The 15,785-nt window shown below is 73.3% G+C and carries 16 protein-coding genes; 9 read left to right on the top strand and 7 right to left on the bottom strand.

Translation table 11 applies throughout. The features are described from left to right. Positions 1-2: 2 nt before the first annotated feature. The gene (locus IMZ35_RS26295) at positions 3-3,155 is read right to left on the bottom strand and encodes a carboxyl transferase domain-containing protein (protein ID WP_199443875.1); all 3,153 of its coding nucleotides are present in this window, start codon (positions 3,153-3,155) and stop codon (positions 3-5) included. Positions 3,156-3,300: 145 nt separating this feature from the next. Between IMZ35_RS26295 and IMZ35_RS26290 the strand changes: the two genes are divergently transcribed. Continuing rightward, on the top strand, positions 3,301-4,086 hold the full coding sequence (locus IMZ35_RS26290) for a sporulation protein (protein WP_199443874.1): 786 nt from the start codon (positions 3,301-3,303) through the stop codon (positions 4,084-4,086). Here IMZ35_RS26290 and IMZ35_RS26285 read toward each other — a convergent pair. After that, a complete protein-coding gene (locus IMZ35_RS26285; RefSeq protein WP_199443937.1) occupies positions 4,083-4,670 on the bottom strand; it encodes a TetR/AcrR family transcriptional regulator in 588 nt (195 codons plus the stop codon). The two genes, IMZ35_RS26290 and IMZ35_RS26285, sit on opposite strands and share 4 nt — an antisense overlap. A gap of 188 nt (positions 4,671-4,858) precedes the next feature. Between IMZ35_RS26285 and IMZ35_RS26280 the strand changes: the two genes are divergently transcribed. The 3 genes from IMZ35_RS26280 to IMZ35_RS26270 are packed head-to-tail and all read left to right on the top strand — an operon-like array spanning position 4,859 to position 7,061. Continuing rightward, a complete protein-coding gene (locus IMZ35_RS26280; RefSeq protein WP_199443873.1) occupies positions 4,859-6,004 on the top strand; it encodes an acyl-CoA dehydrogenase family protein in 1,146 nt (381 codons plus the stop codon). Positions 6,005-6,024: 20 nt separating this feature from the next. Then, positions 6,025-6,480 (top strand): Rossmann-fold NAD(P)-binding domain-containing protein, encoded by a 456-nt coding sequence (locus tag IMZ35_RS32335; RefSeq protein ID WP_229373278.1) that lies wholly within the window; start codon positions 6,025-6,027, stop codon positions 6,478-6,480. After that, positions 6,477-7,061 (top strand): TetR/AcrR family transcriptional regulator, encoded by a 585-nt coding sequence (locus tag IMZ35_RS26270; protein WP_307868814.1) that lies wholly within the window; start codon positions 6,477-6,479, stop codon positions 7,059-7,061. Before IMZ35_RS32335 ends, IMZ35_RS26270 begins: the two co-directional genes overlap by 4 nt. A 118-nt stretch (positions 7,062-7,179) precedes the next feature. Here the strand turns inward: IMZ35_RS26270 and IMZ35_RS26265 are convergent, their stop codons facing one another. Then, the gene (locus tag IMZ35_RS26265) at positions 7,180-7,632 is read right to left on the bottom strand and encodes a MaoC family dehydratase (RefSeq protein ID WP_199443872.1); all 453 of its coding nucleotides are present in this window, start codon (positions 7,630-7,632) and stop codon (positions 7,180-7,182) included. Positions 7,633-7,640: 8 nt separating this feature from the next. Beyond that, the gene (gene fabG / locus IMZ35_RS26260) at positions 7,641-8,402 is read right to left on the bottom strand and encodes a 3-oxoacyl-ACP reductase FabG (RefSeq protein WP_199443871.1); all 762 of its coding nucleotides are present in this window, start codon (positions 8,400-8,402) and stop codon (positions 7,641-7,643) included. Positions 8,403-8,565: 163 nt separating this feature from the next. Between fabG and IMZ35_RS26255 the strand changes: the two genes are divergently transcribed. Both IMZ35_RS26255 and IMZ35_RS26250 read left to right on the top strand, forming a co-directional pair. Further along, a complete protein-coding gene (locus IMZ35_RS26255) occupies positions 8,566-9,360 on the top strand; it encodes an SDR family oxidoreductase (protein WP_199443870.1) in 795 nt (264 codons plus the stop codon). Positions 9,361-9,364: 4 nt separating this feature from the next. Next, the gene (locus tag IMZ35_RS26250) at positions 9,365-10,324 is read left to right on the top strand and encodes a quinone oxidoreductase family protein (RefSeq protein ID WP_199443869.1); all 960 of its coding nucleotides are present in this window, start codon (positions 9,365-9,367) and stop codon (positions 10,322-10,324) included. 60 nt (positions 10,325-10,384) lie between these two features. On the opposite strand, the gene IMZ35_RS26245 is transcribed toward IMZ35_RS26250, so the two are convergent. The 3 genes from IMZ35_RS26245 to IMZ35_RS26235 all read right to left on the bottom strand — a co-directional run bounded on the left by IMZ35_RS26245 (position 10,385) and on the right by IMZ35_RS26235 (position 12,666). Then, positions 10,385-10,852 carry a DUF6319 family protein gene (locus tag IMZ35_RS26245; protein WP_307868812.1) on the bottom strand — a complete coding sequence of 156 codons (468 nt, stop codon included), beginning with the start codon at positions 10,850-10,852 and terminating at the stop codon, positions 10,385-10,387. Between the two features lie 144 nt (positions 10,853-10,996). After that, entirely contained in the window at positions 10,997-12,178 is a 1,182-nt protein-coding gene (locus IMZ35_RS26240) for a cation:proton antiporter (RefSeq protein ID WP_199443868.1), read from the bottom strand. A gap of 5 nt (positions 12,179-12,183) precedes the next feature. Continuing rightward, entirely contained in the window at positions 12,184-12,666 is a 483-nt protein-coding gene (locus IMZ35_RS26235) for a cation:proton antiporter regulatory subunit (protein WP_199443867.1), read from the bottom strand. A gap of 295 nt (positions 12,667-12,961) precedes the next feature. Here IMZ35_RS26235 and cmk point away from each other — a divergent pair, with 295 nt between their 5' ends. The 3 genes from cmk to der are packed head-to-tail and all read left to right on the top strand — an operon-like array spanning position 12,962 to position 15,767. After that, positions 12,962-13,693: a (d)CMP kinase gene (gene cmk / locus IMZ35_RS26230; RefSeq protein ID WP_199443866.1), complete on the top strand. Its 732-nt coding sequence runs from the start codon at positions 12,962-12,964 to the stop codon at positions 13,691-13,693. Continuing rightward, positions 13,690-14,364, top strand: a complete 675-nt coding sequence (locus tag IMZ35_RS26225) for a lysophospholipid acyltransferase family protein (RefSeq protein ID WP_438816896.1) — start codon at positions 13,690-13,692, stop codon at positions 14,362-14,364. The genes cmk and IMZ35_RS26225 overlap by 4 nt, the downstream gene beginning before the upstream one ends. Beyond that, on the top strand, positions 14,361-15,767 hold the full coding sequence (der, locus tag IMZ35_RS26220; RefSeq protein ID WP_199443865.1) for a ribosome biogenesis GTPase Der: 1,407 nt from the start codon (positions 14,361-14,363) through the stop codon (positions 15,765-15,767). The genes IMZ35_RS26225 and der overlap by 4 nt, the downstream gene beginning before the upstream one ends. Positions 15,768-15,785 lie beyond the last annotated feature (18 nt).

The raw sequence follows: 15,785 nt of genomic DNA, 5'->3' as shown, positions 1-15,785 counted from the left end.
GGTCACCGGACGTCCACGTGCGGACGCTTCTTGCCGCGCCGCCCCCGCCCCTCGCCCGGCGTCAGCGCGGTGGCGATCCAGCGGCGGGTCTCGGCGGGGTCGATCACGTCGTCGATCTCGAACGCCGAGGCCACGTTGAGCGCCTTCCCGTGCTCGTGGGCGGCGGCGACCATGCTCTCGAAGGTCGCCCGCCGCTCGTCCGGGTCCTCCACGGCCGCCAGTTCGCGGCGGTACCCGAGCGCCACCGCGCCCTCCACCCCCATCGGCCCGAACTCGCCGGTCGGCCAGGACACGGCGAACCGCGGGACGCCCAGCGCTCCTGCGGCCATCGCCTGCGCGCCCAGCCCGTAGGCCTTGCGCAGCACGACCAGCCCGAACGGCACGTCCAGGTTCGCCCCCGTGACGACCAGGCGGCTCAGCCGCCGCACGGTGGCGGTGCGCTCGGCGTCCGGCCCGACCAGGAACCCCGGTGTGTCGCACAGCGAGACCACCGGCAGGTCGAACGCGTCGCAGAGCGTCAGGAAGCGCGACGCCTTGTCGGCGGCGTCCGCGTCGATCGCGCCGCCGAGGTGGGCCGGGTCGTTGGCCAGCAGCCCCAGCGGCCGCCCCTGGACCCGGACGAGGGCCGTGACGATCCCGCGGCCGAAGGCGGGCCGCAGCTCCAGCACGGAGCCGGTGTCGGCGAGGACGTCGACCACCGCGCGCACGTCGTAGGCGCGCTTGCGGTTCTCCGGGACGGCGTGCCGCAGCAACCGCTGGTCCGCGCACTCCCACTCGTCCACCGGCCCGCCGAAGTAGGACAGGTACCTGCGGGCGACCGCGACGGCCTCGGCCTCGTCTGCCACGGCGACGTCGACCACGCCGTTGGGCACCTGCACGTCCACCGGGCCGATCTCCTCCGGGCGGAACTCGCCCAGCCCGCCGCCGGAGATCATCGCCGGACCGCCCATCCCGATGTTCGCGTCGGGGGTCGCGATGATCACGTCGCACGAGCCGAGCAGGACGGCGTTGCCCGCGAAGCAGCGTCCCGACACCACGCCGACGAGCGGGACCAGGCCGCTGAGCCGGGCGAAGGCGTGGAACGAGGTGCAGTCGAGCCAGCTCACGCCCGCGTGGTCGGTGTCGCCCGGCCGTCCGCCGCCGCCCTCGGCGAAGAGCACCACCGGCAGCCGCTCGCGCTCCGCGAGGTCGAACATCCGGTCCTTCTTGGCGTGGTTGCGCACCCCCTGCGTCCCGGCGAGCACGGTGTGGTCGTAGGAGGTCACGACGCAACGCCGGCCGTCGACCGCGCCGATCCCGGCGACCATCCCGTCCGCGGGCGTGCGGGTGATCAGCTCCTCCAGCGAGCGCCGCCGCCGTTGCGCCGCGACGGCCAGCGCGCCGAACTCCACGAAGCTGCCCTCGTCGCACAGGTCGGCCACGTTCTCCCGCGCGGTCCGCCTGCCGGCGGCGTGCCGCGCCGCGACGGCCTCGCCGCGCGCGGCGTCCAGGACGACCTCGTGCCGGGCCAGCACCTCCGCCAGGTCGGGCCGGATCTCGTCCGGGTCGGCCTCCGCGAGACCCGCCGGGGTGGCGGTGACGTCCTCGTCGGCGGGGTCGACGGTCACCAGGACGTCACCCGCGTCCACCACGTCGCCCACCGCGGCGGACAGTCCGCGCACCACGCCCGCCCGCCCGGCGGTGACGGCGTGGTGCATCTTCATCGCCTCCACCACCAGCAGTTCCGCACCGGCCGCGACGACGTCTCCCTCGGCGGCCTCCACCTGGACGACGGTTCCGCGCACGGGGGACGGCACGGCCGCGCCGCCGCCCCCGGCGACCGGTTCGGCCAGCGAGTCGGCCAGGGCGGTCGTCGTGCGCCCGGCGGCGACCTCCGGCACGGCCAGCAGGTCGCGCAGGAACGGGATGGTCGTCGGCACGCCCTCCACCACGAACTCGCCCAGCGCGCGGCGGGTGCGCGCCACCGCCGTGGCCAGGTCACCGGACGGCTCGTGCACGACGAGCTTCGCCAGCAGCGGGTCGAAGCGCACCCCGGCCTCGTAGCCGGGGAAGGCGTGCGTGTCGACCCGCACGCCGGGCCCGGTGGCGGGCTGGAACGCCGTCAGCACGCCGCCCGAGGTGAGACCGATCCGCGCCTGCACGGCCAGGCCGCGCTCCAGCGGCACCGGGTCCAGGCCCACGTCGGCCAGGCGCGCGCCCCCGGCGATCAGCAGTTGCGCGCGCACCAGGTCCACACCGGTGACCACCTCGGTGACGGTGTGCTCGACCTGCAACCGCGGGTTGGCCTCCAGGAACAGCACGCGTCCGTCGGCGGCGACGAGGAACTCCACCGTGCCGACGCCCTCGTAGCGCAGCGCGGAGCCGATCCGGGTGGCCGCGTCGCGCAGGGTCGAGCGGACGCCGTCGTCCAGCAGCGGTGCCGGGGCGATCTCCACCAGTTTCTGGTGTCCGCGCTGGAGGCTGCAGTCGCGGTCGCCGAGGCACACCACGTCGGTCCCGTCGCCGACGAGCTGCACCTCGACGTGCCGGGCGGGGGAGACGAGCTCCTCCAGGTGGACGGCGTCGTCGCCGAAGGACGTCAGCGCCTCGGCGCGGCACCGCTCGACCGCGGCGGCCAGGTCGTGCTCCGCGCGGACCACGCGCATCCCGCGTCCGCCACCGCCCGCGACGGCCTTGACCACCACCGCCCCGCCGGGTTCGAGCGAGGCCAGGAACTCCGCGGCGTCGTCGGCGGCGGCGGCGCCGACCGGGCCGGTGCCGCGCGGCACCGGCACCCCCAGCTCCGCGGCCAGCGCGCGGGCCGCCGTCTTGTCGCCCAGCCGGCGCAGCACCTCCTGACCCGGTCCGACGAGGACCAGTCCCGCGTCCGCGCACACCGCGGCGAAGGCGGCGTCCTCCGACAGGAACCCCCAGCCGGGGTGCACGGCGTCGCAGCCGGTCTCGCGCGCGACCGCCACCAGCCGGTCGCGGTCCAGGTACGGCGGCGGACCCTCGCCCGGCAGCGCCACCGCGACGTCGGCGAGCCGCACGTGCAGCGCGCCCGCGTCGTCGGCCGAGTGCACCGCGACCGTGCGCATCCCCAGGTCGGTGGCGGCGCGCAGCACGCGCACGGCGACCTCGCCGCGGTTGGCGACCAGGAGCGTGGACAGACCCATCGGCGGAACCTCCGAGCTGAGCGACCGCTCAGTACGTGACCGGAGCCGCATGGTCGCACCGCGCCCGGCGACGCGTCCAGGGGAACCACGGGGCCCGCCCGGACGTCCAGACGGGTGAAGGCAGCCAGCCGCCCAGGAGGATCTCGTGGTGTTCAAGAGGATGTTGCGCGCGTTCGGCGTCGGAGGTCCCACGGTGGACACGGTGCTCGCCAACCCGGCCGTGCGGCCGGGCGAGGTGCTCACCGGCGAGGTCCGCATCGCGGGCGGCGACCACCCGGCCGAGGTCGAGCACGTCGCCGTCGCGCTCGCGACGCGCGTGGAGATCGAGCACGGCGACGGCGAGTCCACCCGGATGCTGGAGTTCCAGCGCGCGATCGTCGCCGGACGCACCACGATCGCGCCGGGACAGCGGCTGGCCGTGCCCTTCAGCCTCCCCGTGCCCCCGGAGACGCCGCTGACGCACGTGGGCGGGCAACCGCTGCACGGCATGGTCCTCGGGCTGTCCACCGAGCTGTCGGTCACCGGCGCCGTCGACCCCGGCGACCACGACCCGGTGGCCGTGCACCCGCTGCCGTCGCAGGACCGCGTGCTCCAGGCGTTCTCCCAGCTGGGCTTCCGCTTCACCCGCGCGGACAACGAGCACGGCCGCATCCACGGCGTGTCGCAGCAGCTGCCGTTCTACCAGGAGATCGAGTTCTACCCGCCGCCGCAGTTCGCCGGACGCGTCAGCCAGGTCGAGCTGACGTTCGTCACCGACCCGCACGGGCTGGTCGTCGTCCTGGAGGCGGACCGCAGGGGCGGGCTGCTGCGCGCGGGCGGCGACAGCTTCGGGCACTTCCGCCTCACCCACGACGAGGCGGTGGCGGCCAACTGGCCCGCGATCGTCGACCAGTGGGTCTCGCAGGTCGCCGGGCGCAGGGGCCTCTTCTAGAGGTCGGGGGACGGTGCCGACGGCACCGTCCCCGGCTCGTCCCCGGCCGGCCGCAGCATCCGCAGCACGAGGTCGGCGTACAGCTCGCCGATCTCCTCCGGCGTGCGCCTGCCGTCCGGCCGGTACCAGCGCGCGACGTCGATGCACAGCGACAGCACGGCGAGGACCGCGCCGCCCACGTCCGGCACGTCGAACGCGCCGGACCGCACGCCCGCGCTGATCATGTCCCGCACCCGCGCCTCGATCCGGCGGCGCAGCAGCACCACCTCGGCGTGGTGCTCGGGGGACAGCGCTCCCAGCTCGTACTGCACGACGCGGGCCGTGGTGTGGAACTCGGCGTGCCAGCGGGCGAAGGACGCCACGGCCCTGGCGGTCCGCTCCACCGGGTCGGTCTCGCGGACCGCGTCCAGCACGCCCAGGGACAGCTCGTGGCCGATCAGGCTGATCTGGAAGAGCAGGTCCTCCTTGGAGCGGTAGTGGATGTAGACCGCGGCCGGGCTCATCCCGGCGAGGGAGGAGATGTCCCGCGTGGTGGTCGCGTGGTAGCCCTTGTCGGCGAACGCCTGCGTCGCGGCGATCAGCATCCGCCGCGCCGCGTCCGGGGTGATCCGGCTCCAGGTGCGCTCCAGCAGTTCGAACTCGCGCAGGGGGCCGCTGGTCGTGGTCACGAGGCTCCTCCCGGCGGTTGACAGGTCCGGAATCCTACTGCACGCTAAGCGCGCGCTCAGATCTAAGCAACCGCTTAGTCTGCGGTGAGACGAGGGGGGTTCCCGTGCAGCGGACGCTGTTCGACGCCGATCACCACGCGTTCCGCGAGACCGCGCGGGAGTTCGTGGAGCGCTCGGTCAAGCCCCACTACGAACGCTACGTGGAGCAGCGCTCCATCGACCGCGACCTGTGGCTGGAGGCGGGCAAGCAGGGCCTGCTCGGCCTGGAGGTGCCCGAGGAGCACGGCGGCAGCGGCGCTGGCGACTACCGCTTCAACGCCGTGCTCGGCGAGGAGCTGGCCAAGGTCAGCGCGGGCCTGTCCTCCTGCCTGGGCATCCACGCCGACGTCGTGGCCCCCTACCTCGTCGACCTGTGCACCGAGGAGCAGAAGCAGCGCTGGCTGCCCCGGTTCTGCTCCGGCGAGCTGACGACCGGCATCGGCATGACCGAGCCGTCCGGCGGCACCGACCTGGCCGCCCTGCGCAGCACCGCCGTGCGCGACGGCTCCGACTGGGTCCTCAACGGCTCCAAGACCTTCATCACCAACGGCTACTCCGCCGACATGGTCGTCGTGGCCGCCCGCACCAGCCCCGAGAAGGGGGCGAAGGGCATCACGCTGTTCGGCGTCGAGACCGGCATGAAGGGCTTCGAGCGCGGTCGCAAGCTCCACAAGGTCGGGCAGCCCGAGTCCGACACCGCCGAGCTGTTCTTCGACGACGTGCGCATCCCGGCCGAGAACGTCATCGGCGAGGTCGACCGCGGCTTCGTGTACATGATGGAGCGACTGCCGCAGGAGCGGCTCGGCGGCGCCGTCTCCAACCTGGCCCACGCCGCGCAGATCCTCGTCGAGACCGTCGAGTACGCCAAGGAGCGCAAGGCGTTCGGGCAGTCCATCGGTTCCTTCCAGCACAACAAGTTCCTGCTCGCCGAGCTGGTCACCAAGGTCGACGTCACGCAGGCGTTCGTCGACCAGTGCACGCTGGCCCACAGCAGGGGCGAGCTGACCGCCGTCGACGCCGCCAAGGCCAAGTGGTGGAGCGCCGAGGTGCAGAACGAGATCCTCGACCACTGCGTGCAGCTGCACGGCGGCTACGGCTACATGACCGAGTACCGCGTGGCCCGCGCCTGGACCGACGCCCGCGTCACCAAGATCTGGGCCGGCTCCAACGAGATCATGAAGGAGCTCATCGGCCGCGACCTCGGCCTGTAGCGACCTCGCACGAGAAGAGCGTGGTGGACGTGGGAGTGCCGGACCGGTTCCGGCTGGACCGCCGCCGCGTCGCCGCCGAGGCCGCCGCGTTCGGCACCGTCGACGCCGCCAGCGTCCTCGGCACCGTCCCGGGTGGACTGCCGCGGGCCGCCTGCTCGGCGTCCGAGGCGGCACTCCTGGGCCCGACCCGCGACCTGGCCGTGCGGGGGACGGGCCGCAAGAGCATCCGCGTCGACGCCGTCGCTCCGGGCTGCTTCGCCTCCGAGATGACCGACCAGCACCCCGGGGGGCCACCTCGACGCCCGCACCAGCGGCATCCCGTCGGGACGCGGCGGCGATCCCGAGGAGCCGGCGGCCGCCGTGGTCTTCCTGGCGAGCCCCGCGAGCGGCTGCGTCACCGGCGCGACGCCGGTGGTCGACGGCGGTGCCACGATCGTCTGATCAGGCCGTTCCGCCGGGTAGGATTCCGCGGGTGAGCGCACCTCGGACCGGTTCAGTGCCGGAGCGGCTGATCGCCGCCGCGACGGCGCTGTTCGCCGACAAGGGGTTCGACCGCGTCGCCGTGCAGGAGGTCGTGGACCGCGCCGGGGTCACCAAGGGCGCGATGTACCACTACTTCGGCTCCAAGGACGACCTGCTCGGCGAGATCTACGGCCGGGTGCTGCGGATGCAGGCCGAGCGGCTGGAGAAGATCGCCGACGGCGGCGGACCGGTCGCCGACCGGCTGCGCGACGCCGCGGCCGACGTGGTGGTCACGAGCATCGCCAACTTCGACCAGGCGCGGGTGTTCTTCCGCTCGGTCGACCACCTCGCGCAGGACAAGCAGCGCGAGGTCCGCGCCGAACGCCGCCGCTACCACGAGCGGTTCCGCGCCCTGATCGAGGAGGGCCAGGGCGCGGGCGTGTTCCGCGCCGACGTCTCCGCCGACCTCACCGTCCACTACTTCTTCGGCTCCGTGCACCACCTGGGCACCTGGTACGACTCCTCGGGAGCCCTCGACGCCGAGCAGGTGGGCGCGGGCTTCGCGGACCTGCTGCTGCGCAGCGTGCTGACGTAGGCCAGACGGGAACGCCGGAGGCGCGGCGGGGTCGACCCGCCGCGCCCCCGTCCACCTCCGCGCGCGAGTCGACCGCCGGCGCACCGCGGGTCGAGCGTCGGGGTGCCCCGCTCTCCGGTCAGGCGACCAGGAGGACCACCGTCTCGGCCACGCAGGCCGGCTTGGCGGCGTTCTCGATCTCCACCACCACCTTCACCACCGCCTGCTTGCCCTGCGGCACCTCGGTGACCTCCAGCAGCTCGGCGCCTGCTCTCACCCGAGAACCCACCGTCACGGGACTGGGGAAGCGGACCCTGTTCAGGCCGTAGTTCACGCCCATCGTCAGGTTCTCGACGGTGTAGACGTCCTTCACCAGCACCGGGATCAGCGACAGGGTCAGGTAGCCGTGGGCGACGGTCGCGCCGAACGGGCCCGTCGCCGCCTTCTCCGGGTCCACGTGGATCCACTGGTGATCACCGGTGGCGTCGGCGAAGAGGCCGATCTGCTCCTGGGTGATCTCGTGCCACGAGCCGAAGCCCAGGTGCTCGCCCCGGGCCGCGGCGTACTCGTCCAGGTTCTGGAAGACGCGCATGGTGCCCCTCAGTCCTTCGGTCCGCCGGCGACGTAGACGACCTGGCCGGACACGAAGCCCGCGCCCTCGCTCACGAGGAACGACACCGTGTGCGCGACGTCCTCGGGCTGGCCGACGCGCTGCACCGGGATCTGCTGCGCCGCGCCCCTCTTGAAGTCCTCGAAGTCGACGCCGACGCGCGCCGCCGTGGCGGCCGTCATCTCGGTGGCGATGAAGCCGGGCGCGACGGCGTTGACCGTCACGCCGAACTTGCCCAGCTCGATCGCGAGGGTCTTGGTGAAGCCCTGCAGGCCCGCCTTGGCCGCCGAGTAGTTCGCCTGACCGCGGTTGCCCAGCGCCGAGGTGCTGGACAGGTTGACGATCCGGCCCCACTTCTCCTGCGTCTGGAACTTCTGCACGGCCCTGCTCATCAGGAACGACCCGCGCAGGTGCACGTTCACGACCGCGTCCCAGTCGTCGTCGGTCATCTTGAACAGCAGGTTGTCGCGCAGGATGCCCGCGTTGTTGACCAGCACGGTCGGTGCGCCCAGCTCGTCGGCCACCCGCTGCACGGCGGCCTCGACCTGGTCGGACCTGCTCACGTCGAGCCCCACGGCCAGCGCCCGCCCGCCAGCGGCCCGGATCTTCTCCGCGGTCGCGGCCGTGCCGCTCTCGTCCAGGTCGAGCAGGGCGACGGCCAACCCGTCGTCGGCGAGGCGCGAAGCGACGGCGGCACCGATGCCACGGGCCGCGCCGGTGACGATGGCTACCCGCGAGGCAGTGTCAGCCACGGGATCCTCCTTGATCGTGGTGGACGCGCACGTACTGTGGACCTGAGCTAAGCAAGCGCTTAGAATTTACCGCGCGCCGGTGGAAGCGCGCCAGCTTGACGCGCACCGCCGTGGGCAGCACCATACCGACTGGTCGGAATGTTGGCGAGGGAGGATCGGTCCGGTGGGCGAAGGCAAGTACCGGGGCAAGGTCGCGCTGGTCACCGGCGCGGCGAACGGCATCGGCGCGGCGGTCTCCCGCCACCTCGCCGGTGGCGGGGCGCGCGTGGTGGTCGCCGACGTGGACGTCGAGAGCGGTCAGCGCGTCGCCGAGGAGATCGACGGCCTGTTCGTCCGCTGCGACGTGCGGGAGCTCGCCGACAACCGGGCCGCGGTGGACACCGCCGTCGCGGAGTTCGGCGGGCTGGACGTCGCGTTCCTCAACGCGGGCGTCGCCTCGGGCGTCGGCCTGGGCGACGACTTCGACGTCGAGCGCTACCGCCGCGCCACGGGGATCAACCTCGACGGCGTCGTCTACGGCGTGCACGCGGCACTTCCCGCCCTGCGGGCGCGCGGAGGCGGCGACGTCGTGGCGACGGCCAGCATGGCCGGTCTGATGCCGATGCCGATGGACCCCGTCTACGGCGCCAACAAGGCGGCCGTCGTCGGACTCGTCCGCGCGCTCGGCCCGGCGTACGCCGCCGAGAACATCAGGGTCAACGCCCTGTGCCCGACGTTCGCCGACACCGCCATCATCGGCGGCCTCAAGGACGCCCTGATCCAGGCGGGCATGCCGATCCTCGACGTCGCCGACGTCGTGGCCGCGTTCGAGGCGGTCCTGGCGGCCGGGGGCACCGGCGAGTGCTGGTACGTGCAGGCCGGACGTCCCAGCGAGCCCTTCGCCTTCCGCAACGCCCCCGGCCCGCGCGACCCGTCGGGCGAGCGCCTCCCCGTCACCGACCCCAGCCAGGAGGGCTGATCCAGTGCGTGCCATCCAGATCACCGAGTTCGGCGGCCCCGAGGTCCTGAACGAGGTGGAGCTGCCCGACCCGGTTCCCGGTGTCGGCGAGGTGCTGGTGGAGGTCTCCCGCGCCGGACTCAACTACGCCGACACGCACCAGGCCGAGAACTCCTACCTGGCGAAGCAGTCGCTGCCGATGATCCCCGGAAGCGAGGTCGTCGGAACGACGCCCGACGGCCGCCGGGTCGTGGCGATGACCACCGGCACCGGCGCGTACGCGCAGCGCACGGCCGTGCCGGAGGCGACCGCGTTCGAGGTGCCGGACGGCGTGGACGACGTCACCGCGCTGAGCCTGGTCGTGCAGGGCACGACCGCGTGGCTGCTGCTGCGCCGCAGCGCCCACCTGGAGGAGGGCGAGACGGTCGTCGTGCACGCCGCCGCGGGCGGGGTCGGGTCGCTGGCCGTGCAGCTCGCGAAGCGCTGGGGCGCCGGGCGCGTCATCGCCACCGCGAGCAGCGAGGAGAAGCGGCAGCTGGCGCTCGACCTCGGCGCGGACGTCGCGGTGGACTCCAGGACCGAGGACATGACCGACGCGCTGCGCGAGGCCAACGGCGGCCGCCGCGTCGACGTCGTGCTGGACATGACCGGCGGCGCCACCACCGACCAGAGCGTGCGGGCGCTCGCGCCGTTCGGCCGCCTCGTCTTCTACGGCATGGCCAGCCGCGAGCAGCCCCAGCCGGTCAAGCCGACCTCGTTGCTGCTGCACTCCGCCACCGTCACCGGGATGTGGCTGCCGCACGCCTACCGGCTGCCCGGCCGCGTCGTGCACCGCGCGATGGACGAGCTGTTCGGCCTCGTCCTCGACGGCGCGCTGCGCGCGGTGCCCGGCGGCGAGTACGGCATGGCGGAGGTGCGGCGCGCGCACGAGGACCTGAGGGCCCGGCGCACCAGCGGCAAGCTGGTCCTGGACCCCTCGCGCTGACCCGCAGGAACGGCGACGGCCCCGGAGTGCGAGCACTCCGGGGCCGTCGCGCGTCTGGTGTCAGTCCTCCAGCTCGGCCAGGGCCTGCTTCACCCTGGCCAGCTCGGCCTCCAGCTCCTCCATGCGGGTGCGGTGCTGCTCACGAGCGGCGTCGATGACGGCTTCGATACCGTCGAAGATGTCCTCGTGCAGCTCCTTGGCCGCCTTGGAGACCGCTGCCGCCGCGATCGGGAGCGCGGAGACGAGACGCTTCGTGCCGTGCACGAGGTCGGCCTGCCACTCGCCGTCGGCGGTGCCGGTGACCGTGAGCGTCAGCTCGACGGTCCTGGTCTTCTTGGCCGTGCTCTTGGCCCTGGTCTTCTTGGCGGGGGCGGGTGCCTCCGGTGCGGCCTCGGGAGCGGGCGTCGCCGCGTCCGCGACCGGGGTCGCCGACACCGGGGCGGCAGGAGCCTCCACGGGGTCAGCAGCCTTCACCGTCTCCACCGCGCCAGCCTGGTCGACCTGTTCCACGAGCGTGTCCGACTGCACGTCAATGGTTCCTCTCTGCGTGAACGGCTGGACCCCGCGACATCGTAGAACACGTGTTCGAACGCGAACCCGTGCCCCGGACCCGTCGCGGGGCCACGGCGCGGAATGCTATCCCGCTCCGCGGGGACCGGATCGCACGTCACGTCAGGCGGCGGCCGTGGCGTCGCGCCGCTTGCGCACCGCGTGCGCCAGCGGCTCCACCACGCGCGCCGCCACCGGACCGAGCACCGCCATGAGCAGCACGTAGGCCGTGGCCAGCGCCGCGAGCTTCCCGTCCACCGCACCCGACGCCACGGTCAGGCCCGCGATGACGATGGAGAACTCACCGCGCGCCACCAGCGCCGCACCCGCCCTGGCCCGGCCCAGGTTCGAGATGCCCTGCCGCTTGGCCGCCCACCAGCCCGTCGCGACCTTCGTCGCCGTCGTGATCACGGCCAGCGCCACCGCCGCGCCCAGCACGGGCGGGATCGACGCCGGATCGGTGTTCAGGCCGAACACCACGAAGAACATCGCCGCGAACAGGTCGCGCAGCGGCTCCAGGATGCGGGTGGCGTTCTCCGCCGTCGACCCGGAGATCGCGATGCCCAGCAGGAACGCGCCGACCGCCGCCGACACCTGCAGCTCCGAGGCCAGACCCGCGATGAGCAGCGCCGAACCGAGCAGCTTGAGCAGGAAGACCTCGGGGTCGGGACTGTCCACGACCGCCGAGACGTACTTGCCGAACCGCAGCGCGATCACCAGCACCACCGTGATCGCCAGCAGCGAGATGCCCACGGCGGTCAGGCCGCCCAGGAAGCTCACCCCGGCCAGCAGGGCCGTGAGGATCGGCAGGTAGACCGCCATCGCCAGGTCCTCGAAGACCAGCACCGACAGCACCACGGGCGTTTCCCGGTTGCCGAGCCGACCCAGGTCGCCCAGCACCTTCGCGATGATGCCGGAGGAGGAGATGTAGGTGACGCCGGCCATCGCCAGCGCGCCGACCGGGCCCCAGCCCAGCAGCAGGCCCGCTATCGCGCCCGGCGTCGCGTTGAGCGCGATGTCGACCAGACCGGCCGTCCACGACCGCTTCAGGCCGGTCACCAGTTCGGCCGCCGAGTACTCCAGCCCCAGCAGGAGCAGGAGCAGCACCACGCCGATCTCGCTGGCCAGGTGGGTGAACTCGTCGATCCCGTTCAACGGGACCAGGCCGCCGTGCCCGAAGGCCAGGCCGCCGATCAGGTAGAGGGGGATGGGCGAGACGCCGATCTTCCAGGCGATGCGGCCGAGCAGGCCCAAGCCGAAGAAGACCGCGCCCAGTTGGATCAGGGCGATCGTGGTGGAATGCACGTTGTTCAGGCACCGCCAAGGATGTCGGCTGCGGAGTCCAGTCCCTCCGCCGTGCCGACGACGACCACCAGGTCACCACCCGCGAAGACGAAGTCCGGACGGGGAGAGGGGTGCACCGTTCCGCCGCGCACGACGGCGACGACGGAGGCACCGGTGCGGGTGCGCAGAGCGGTGTCCCCGAGCGTGCGGCCGTCGAACTCCGAGCCGGGGACGACGGGGAGCTGCTTGGTCGAGATCCCGGTGACGTCGCTGTGCTCGTTGCGCAGGTGCGCCACGAGCTGAGGGGCGCCGAGCAGGCCGGCCAGCGTGCCCGCCTCCTCGGGAGACAGCGGTATCGACGCGGTGCACGCGTCCGGATCGTGCTGTTTCGACACGATCAGCTCGAACTTGCCGTCGCGGTAGGTGATCACCCCGACACGACGTCCCGAGCGGATCATGAAGTCCTGGCGGGTGCCGATCCCCGGTAGCGGCGTCACCTCGACGTTCACACGTCCGAGGGTAGCTCGAAGCGAGACGAACAGGATTATTCCCCCTGGCGAGGAGCCACCGGGATCACCCGGACGACGCGCCGGACGGGTGCGGTGCGCCGGGACCGCACCGCCCGCCGGACACCCCGCGGGAGCACCCGCCGCACGCCCGGTCCCCGCCGCGACTCCTGCTCGCCGACCTGGGGGTCCGGCCCCCGCGCACCGGGCGCGAACCCGCCGATTCGGGTTCCGGGCGCACCACCGGGCACAATGAGCGGCGGAAGTGTCGACGGTACGGTCCGAGGAGGATGTCGCGGTGGGACAGGGCGAGCTGCGCGGTGTGGTGGCTCTCGACGGACCGTCCGGCACCGGCAAGTCCTCGGCGGCCCGGCGCCTCGCGAGCGCGCTGGGCGCCAGCTACCTCGACACCGGCTCCATGTACCGGGCGATCACGCTCGCCGTGCTGCGCGCCGGGATCGACCCGGCCGACGCCCCCCGCGTCGCCGAGGCGGCCGCCGCTGCGCGCCTGGTAGTCGGCACCGACCCCGCCAAGCCGAGCACGTCGCTGGACCACGAGGACGTCGCGACCGAGATCCGCGGTCGCGAGGTCACCCTCGCCGTGTCCCCCGTGTCGGCGCACCCCGCTGTCCGCGAACTGCTGGTCGCCCAGCAGCGCCGCATCGTCGCCGAGGCGCTCGACGCGGTCGGCGGCATCGTCGTCGAGGGCCGCGACATCGGCACCGTCGTCGTGCCCGACGCCGAGCTGAAGGTGTACCTCACCGCGTCGGCCGACGCCCGCGCCCAGCGACGCACCCGCCAGGACTCCGCCGCCGGTCGCGCCGCCGACCTCGGCGCCACCCTCGCCGACGTGCAGCGCCGCGACACCCACGACTCGACCAGGGCCGTCTCCCCGCTGCGCGCGGCCGACGACGCCGTGGAGCTCGACACCACCTCCCTCGACCTCGCGGGCGTGCTGTCCGAGCTGCTCGCCCTGGTCGAGGAGCGCGGGCTGCGGGTGCTGCCCGAGCCCTCCGGCAGAACGACGTGACCGATCAGCTCCCTCCCGGCGCTTCACCGCGGTGGATGGACCTCGCGCGCTGGATCGCCAGGTACTCCCACCGGGTGTCGTTCCGCGTCCGGGCCACCGGCCTCGAACACGTCCCGCGCACCGGTGGGCTCCTCGTGGTGTCCAACCACAGCGCGGCCGTCGACGGCCAGGTCCTCGCGGTCGAACTGCCCCGCCGCATCGTCTTCCTCGTCAAGCGGGAGCTGTTCGTCGGCCCGATCGGCTGGTGCCTGCGCAAGCTCGGCCAGCTCCCCGTGCGCCGCGGTGAACCCGACCGCGCGCCCCTGTTCGAGGCGCTGCGCGTCCTCGCCGCCGGTGGCACCGTCGGGATCTTCCCCGAGGGCACCAGGGGAGCGGGTGACGTGATCTCCGTCCAGGACGGCGCCGCGTGGCTGGCCCGCCGCTCCGGAGCCACCGTCCTGCCCGTCGCCACCCGCGGCACGCGGCGTCCGCCCGGCGCCGGCCGCCGGTTCCGGCCCGTCGTCGACGTGCTCGTCGGCGAAACGTTCGAACTGCCCGCCGGGAAGGGAAAGCAGTCCCTCGGCGTTGCCTCTCTGATGGTGCGCGACCGGCTGGCCGCGCTCGTCGCAGAACTCGACCGCTCCCGCAGCGGTGTCATGACCAACGATCGTGTGAGTGGAGAAGGACGATGACGGAACTCGACGGCACGTGGACGGACGAGTCCGACTGGTCGTCCTTCACGGGCGACTCCGACGACGACGGTGACGCGGGCGCACCCCCGCAACCGGTGCTCGCCGTCGTGGGACGCCCCAACGTGGGCAAGTCCACCCTCGTCAACCGCATCCTCGGCCGCCGCGAGGCGGTCGTGCAGGACGTGCCCGGCGTGACCCGCGACCGGGTCGCCTACGACGCGCTGTGGAACGGCAAGAAGTTCACCGTGCTCGACACCGGCGGCTGGGAGCCCGACGCCACCGGCCTCCAGGGCGCCGTGGCCGCCCAGGCCGAGCTGGCGATGGCCGCCGCCGACGTCGTGATGCTCGTCGTCGACGCCACCGTCGGCGCGACCAGCACCGAGGAGGCCGTCGCGAAGGTCCTGCGGCGCTCCAAGCGCCCGGTGATCCTCGTGGCCAACAAGGTCGACGACGAGCGGCTGCTCGCCGAGACCGCGTCCCTGTGGTCGCTCGGCCTCGGTGAGCCCCACCCGGTCAGCGGCCTGCACGGCCGCGGCTCCGGCGACCTGCTCGACGTGGTCCTGTCGACCCTGCCGGACACCCCGCGCGACACGTTCGAGGCCAAGTCCGGCCCGCGCCGCGTCGCCCTCGTCGGCAAGCCCAACGTGGGCAAGTCCAGCCTCCTCAACCGCCTCACCGGCGAGGACCGCTCCGTCGTCGACCCGGTCGCCGGGACCACCGTCGACCCGGTCGACTCGCTCGTCGAGCTCGACGGCGACGTGTGGCGCTTCGTCGACACCGCGGGCCTGCGCAAGCGCGTGAACTTCGCCAGCGGCGCCGAGTACTACGCCTCCCTGCGCACCAAGGCGGCCATCGAGTCCGCCGAGGTCGCGATGGTCCTGCTCGACGCCAGCGAGCCCATCAGCGAGCAGGACCTGCGCGTGCTCACCATGGCCGTCGACGCCGGTCGCGCCATCGTCCTCGCGTTCAACAAGTGGGACCTCGTCGACGAGGACCGCCGCCACGAGATGGTCCGCGAGCTCGAACGCGGCCTCGTGCGCGTGCCGTGGGCGGAGAAGGTCAACATCTCCGCCCTCACCGGCCGGGCCGTGCGCAAGCTCGCCCCCGCGCTGCGCACCGCACTGGAGTCGTGGGACACCCGCGTGCCCACCGGCCGGCTCAACTCGTGGCTGTCCGACCTCATCGCCGCCACCCCGCCGCCCGTGCGCTCCGGCAAGCAGCCCAAGGTGCTCTTCGCGACGCAGGCCGCCACCAGGCCGCCGACGTTCGTGCTGTTCACCACCGGTTTCCTGGAGGCCGGGTACCGGCGCTTCATCGAGCGCAAGCTCCGCGAGGAGTTCGGCTTCGCCGGCTCGCCCGTGCGGATCTCGGTCAGGGTCAGGGAGAAGCGGGGCAAGAAGTAGCGCGTCGAGCGGCGCGAC

The sequence above is a fragment of the Umezawaea beigongshangensis genome (genome assembly GCF_016464305.1).
In the GTDB taxonomy this organism is placed as follows: domain Bacteria; phylum Actinomycetota; class Actinomycetes; order Mycobacteriales; family Pseudonocardiaceae; genus Umezawaea_A; species Umezawaea_A beigongshangensis.
This window is presented reverse-complemented; position numbering and strand designations above follow the sequence as displayed.

Excerpts from the sequence above, each read along its gene's own strand:
- IMZ35_RS26295 (WP_199443875.1), bottom strand. The coding sequence starts at position 3,155 with ATGGGTCTGTCCACGCTCCTGGTCGCCAACCGCGGCGAGGTCGCCGTG.
- IMZ35_RS26285 (WP_199443937.1), bottom strand. The coding sequence starts at position 4,670 with ATGCTGATCGCCGCGACGCAGGCGTTCGCCGACAAGGGCTACCACGCG.
- IMZ35_RS26265 (WP_199443872.1), bottom strand. The coding sequence starts at position 7,632 with ATGCGCGTCTTCCAGAACCTGGACGAGTACGCCGCGGCCCGGGGCGAG.
- der (WP_199443865.1), top strand. The coding sequence starts at position 14,361 with ATGACGGAACTCGACGGCACGTGGACGGACGAGTCCGACTGGTCGTCC.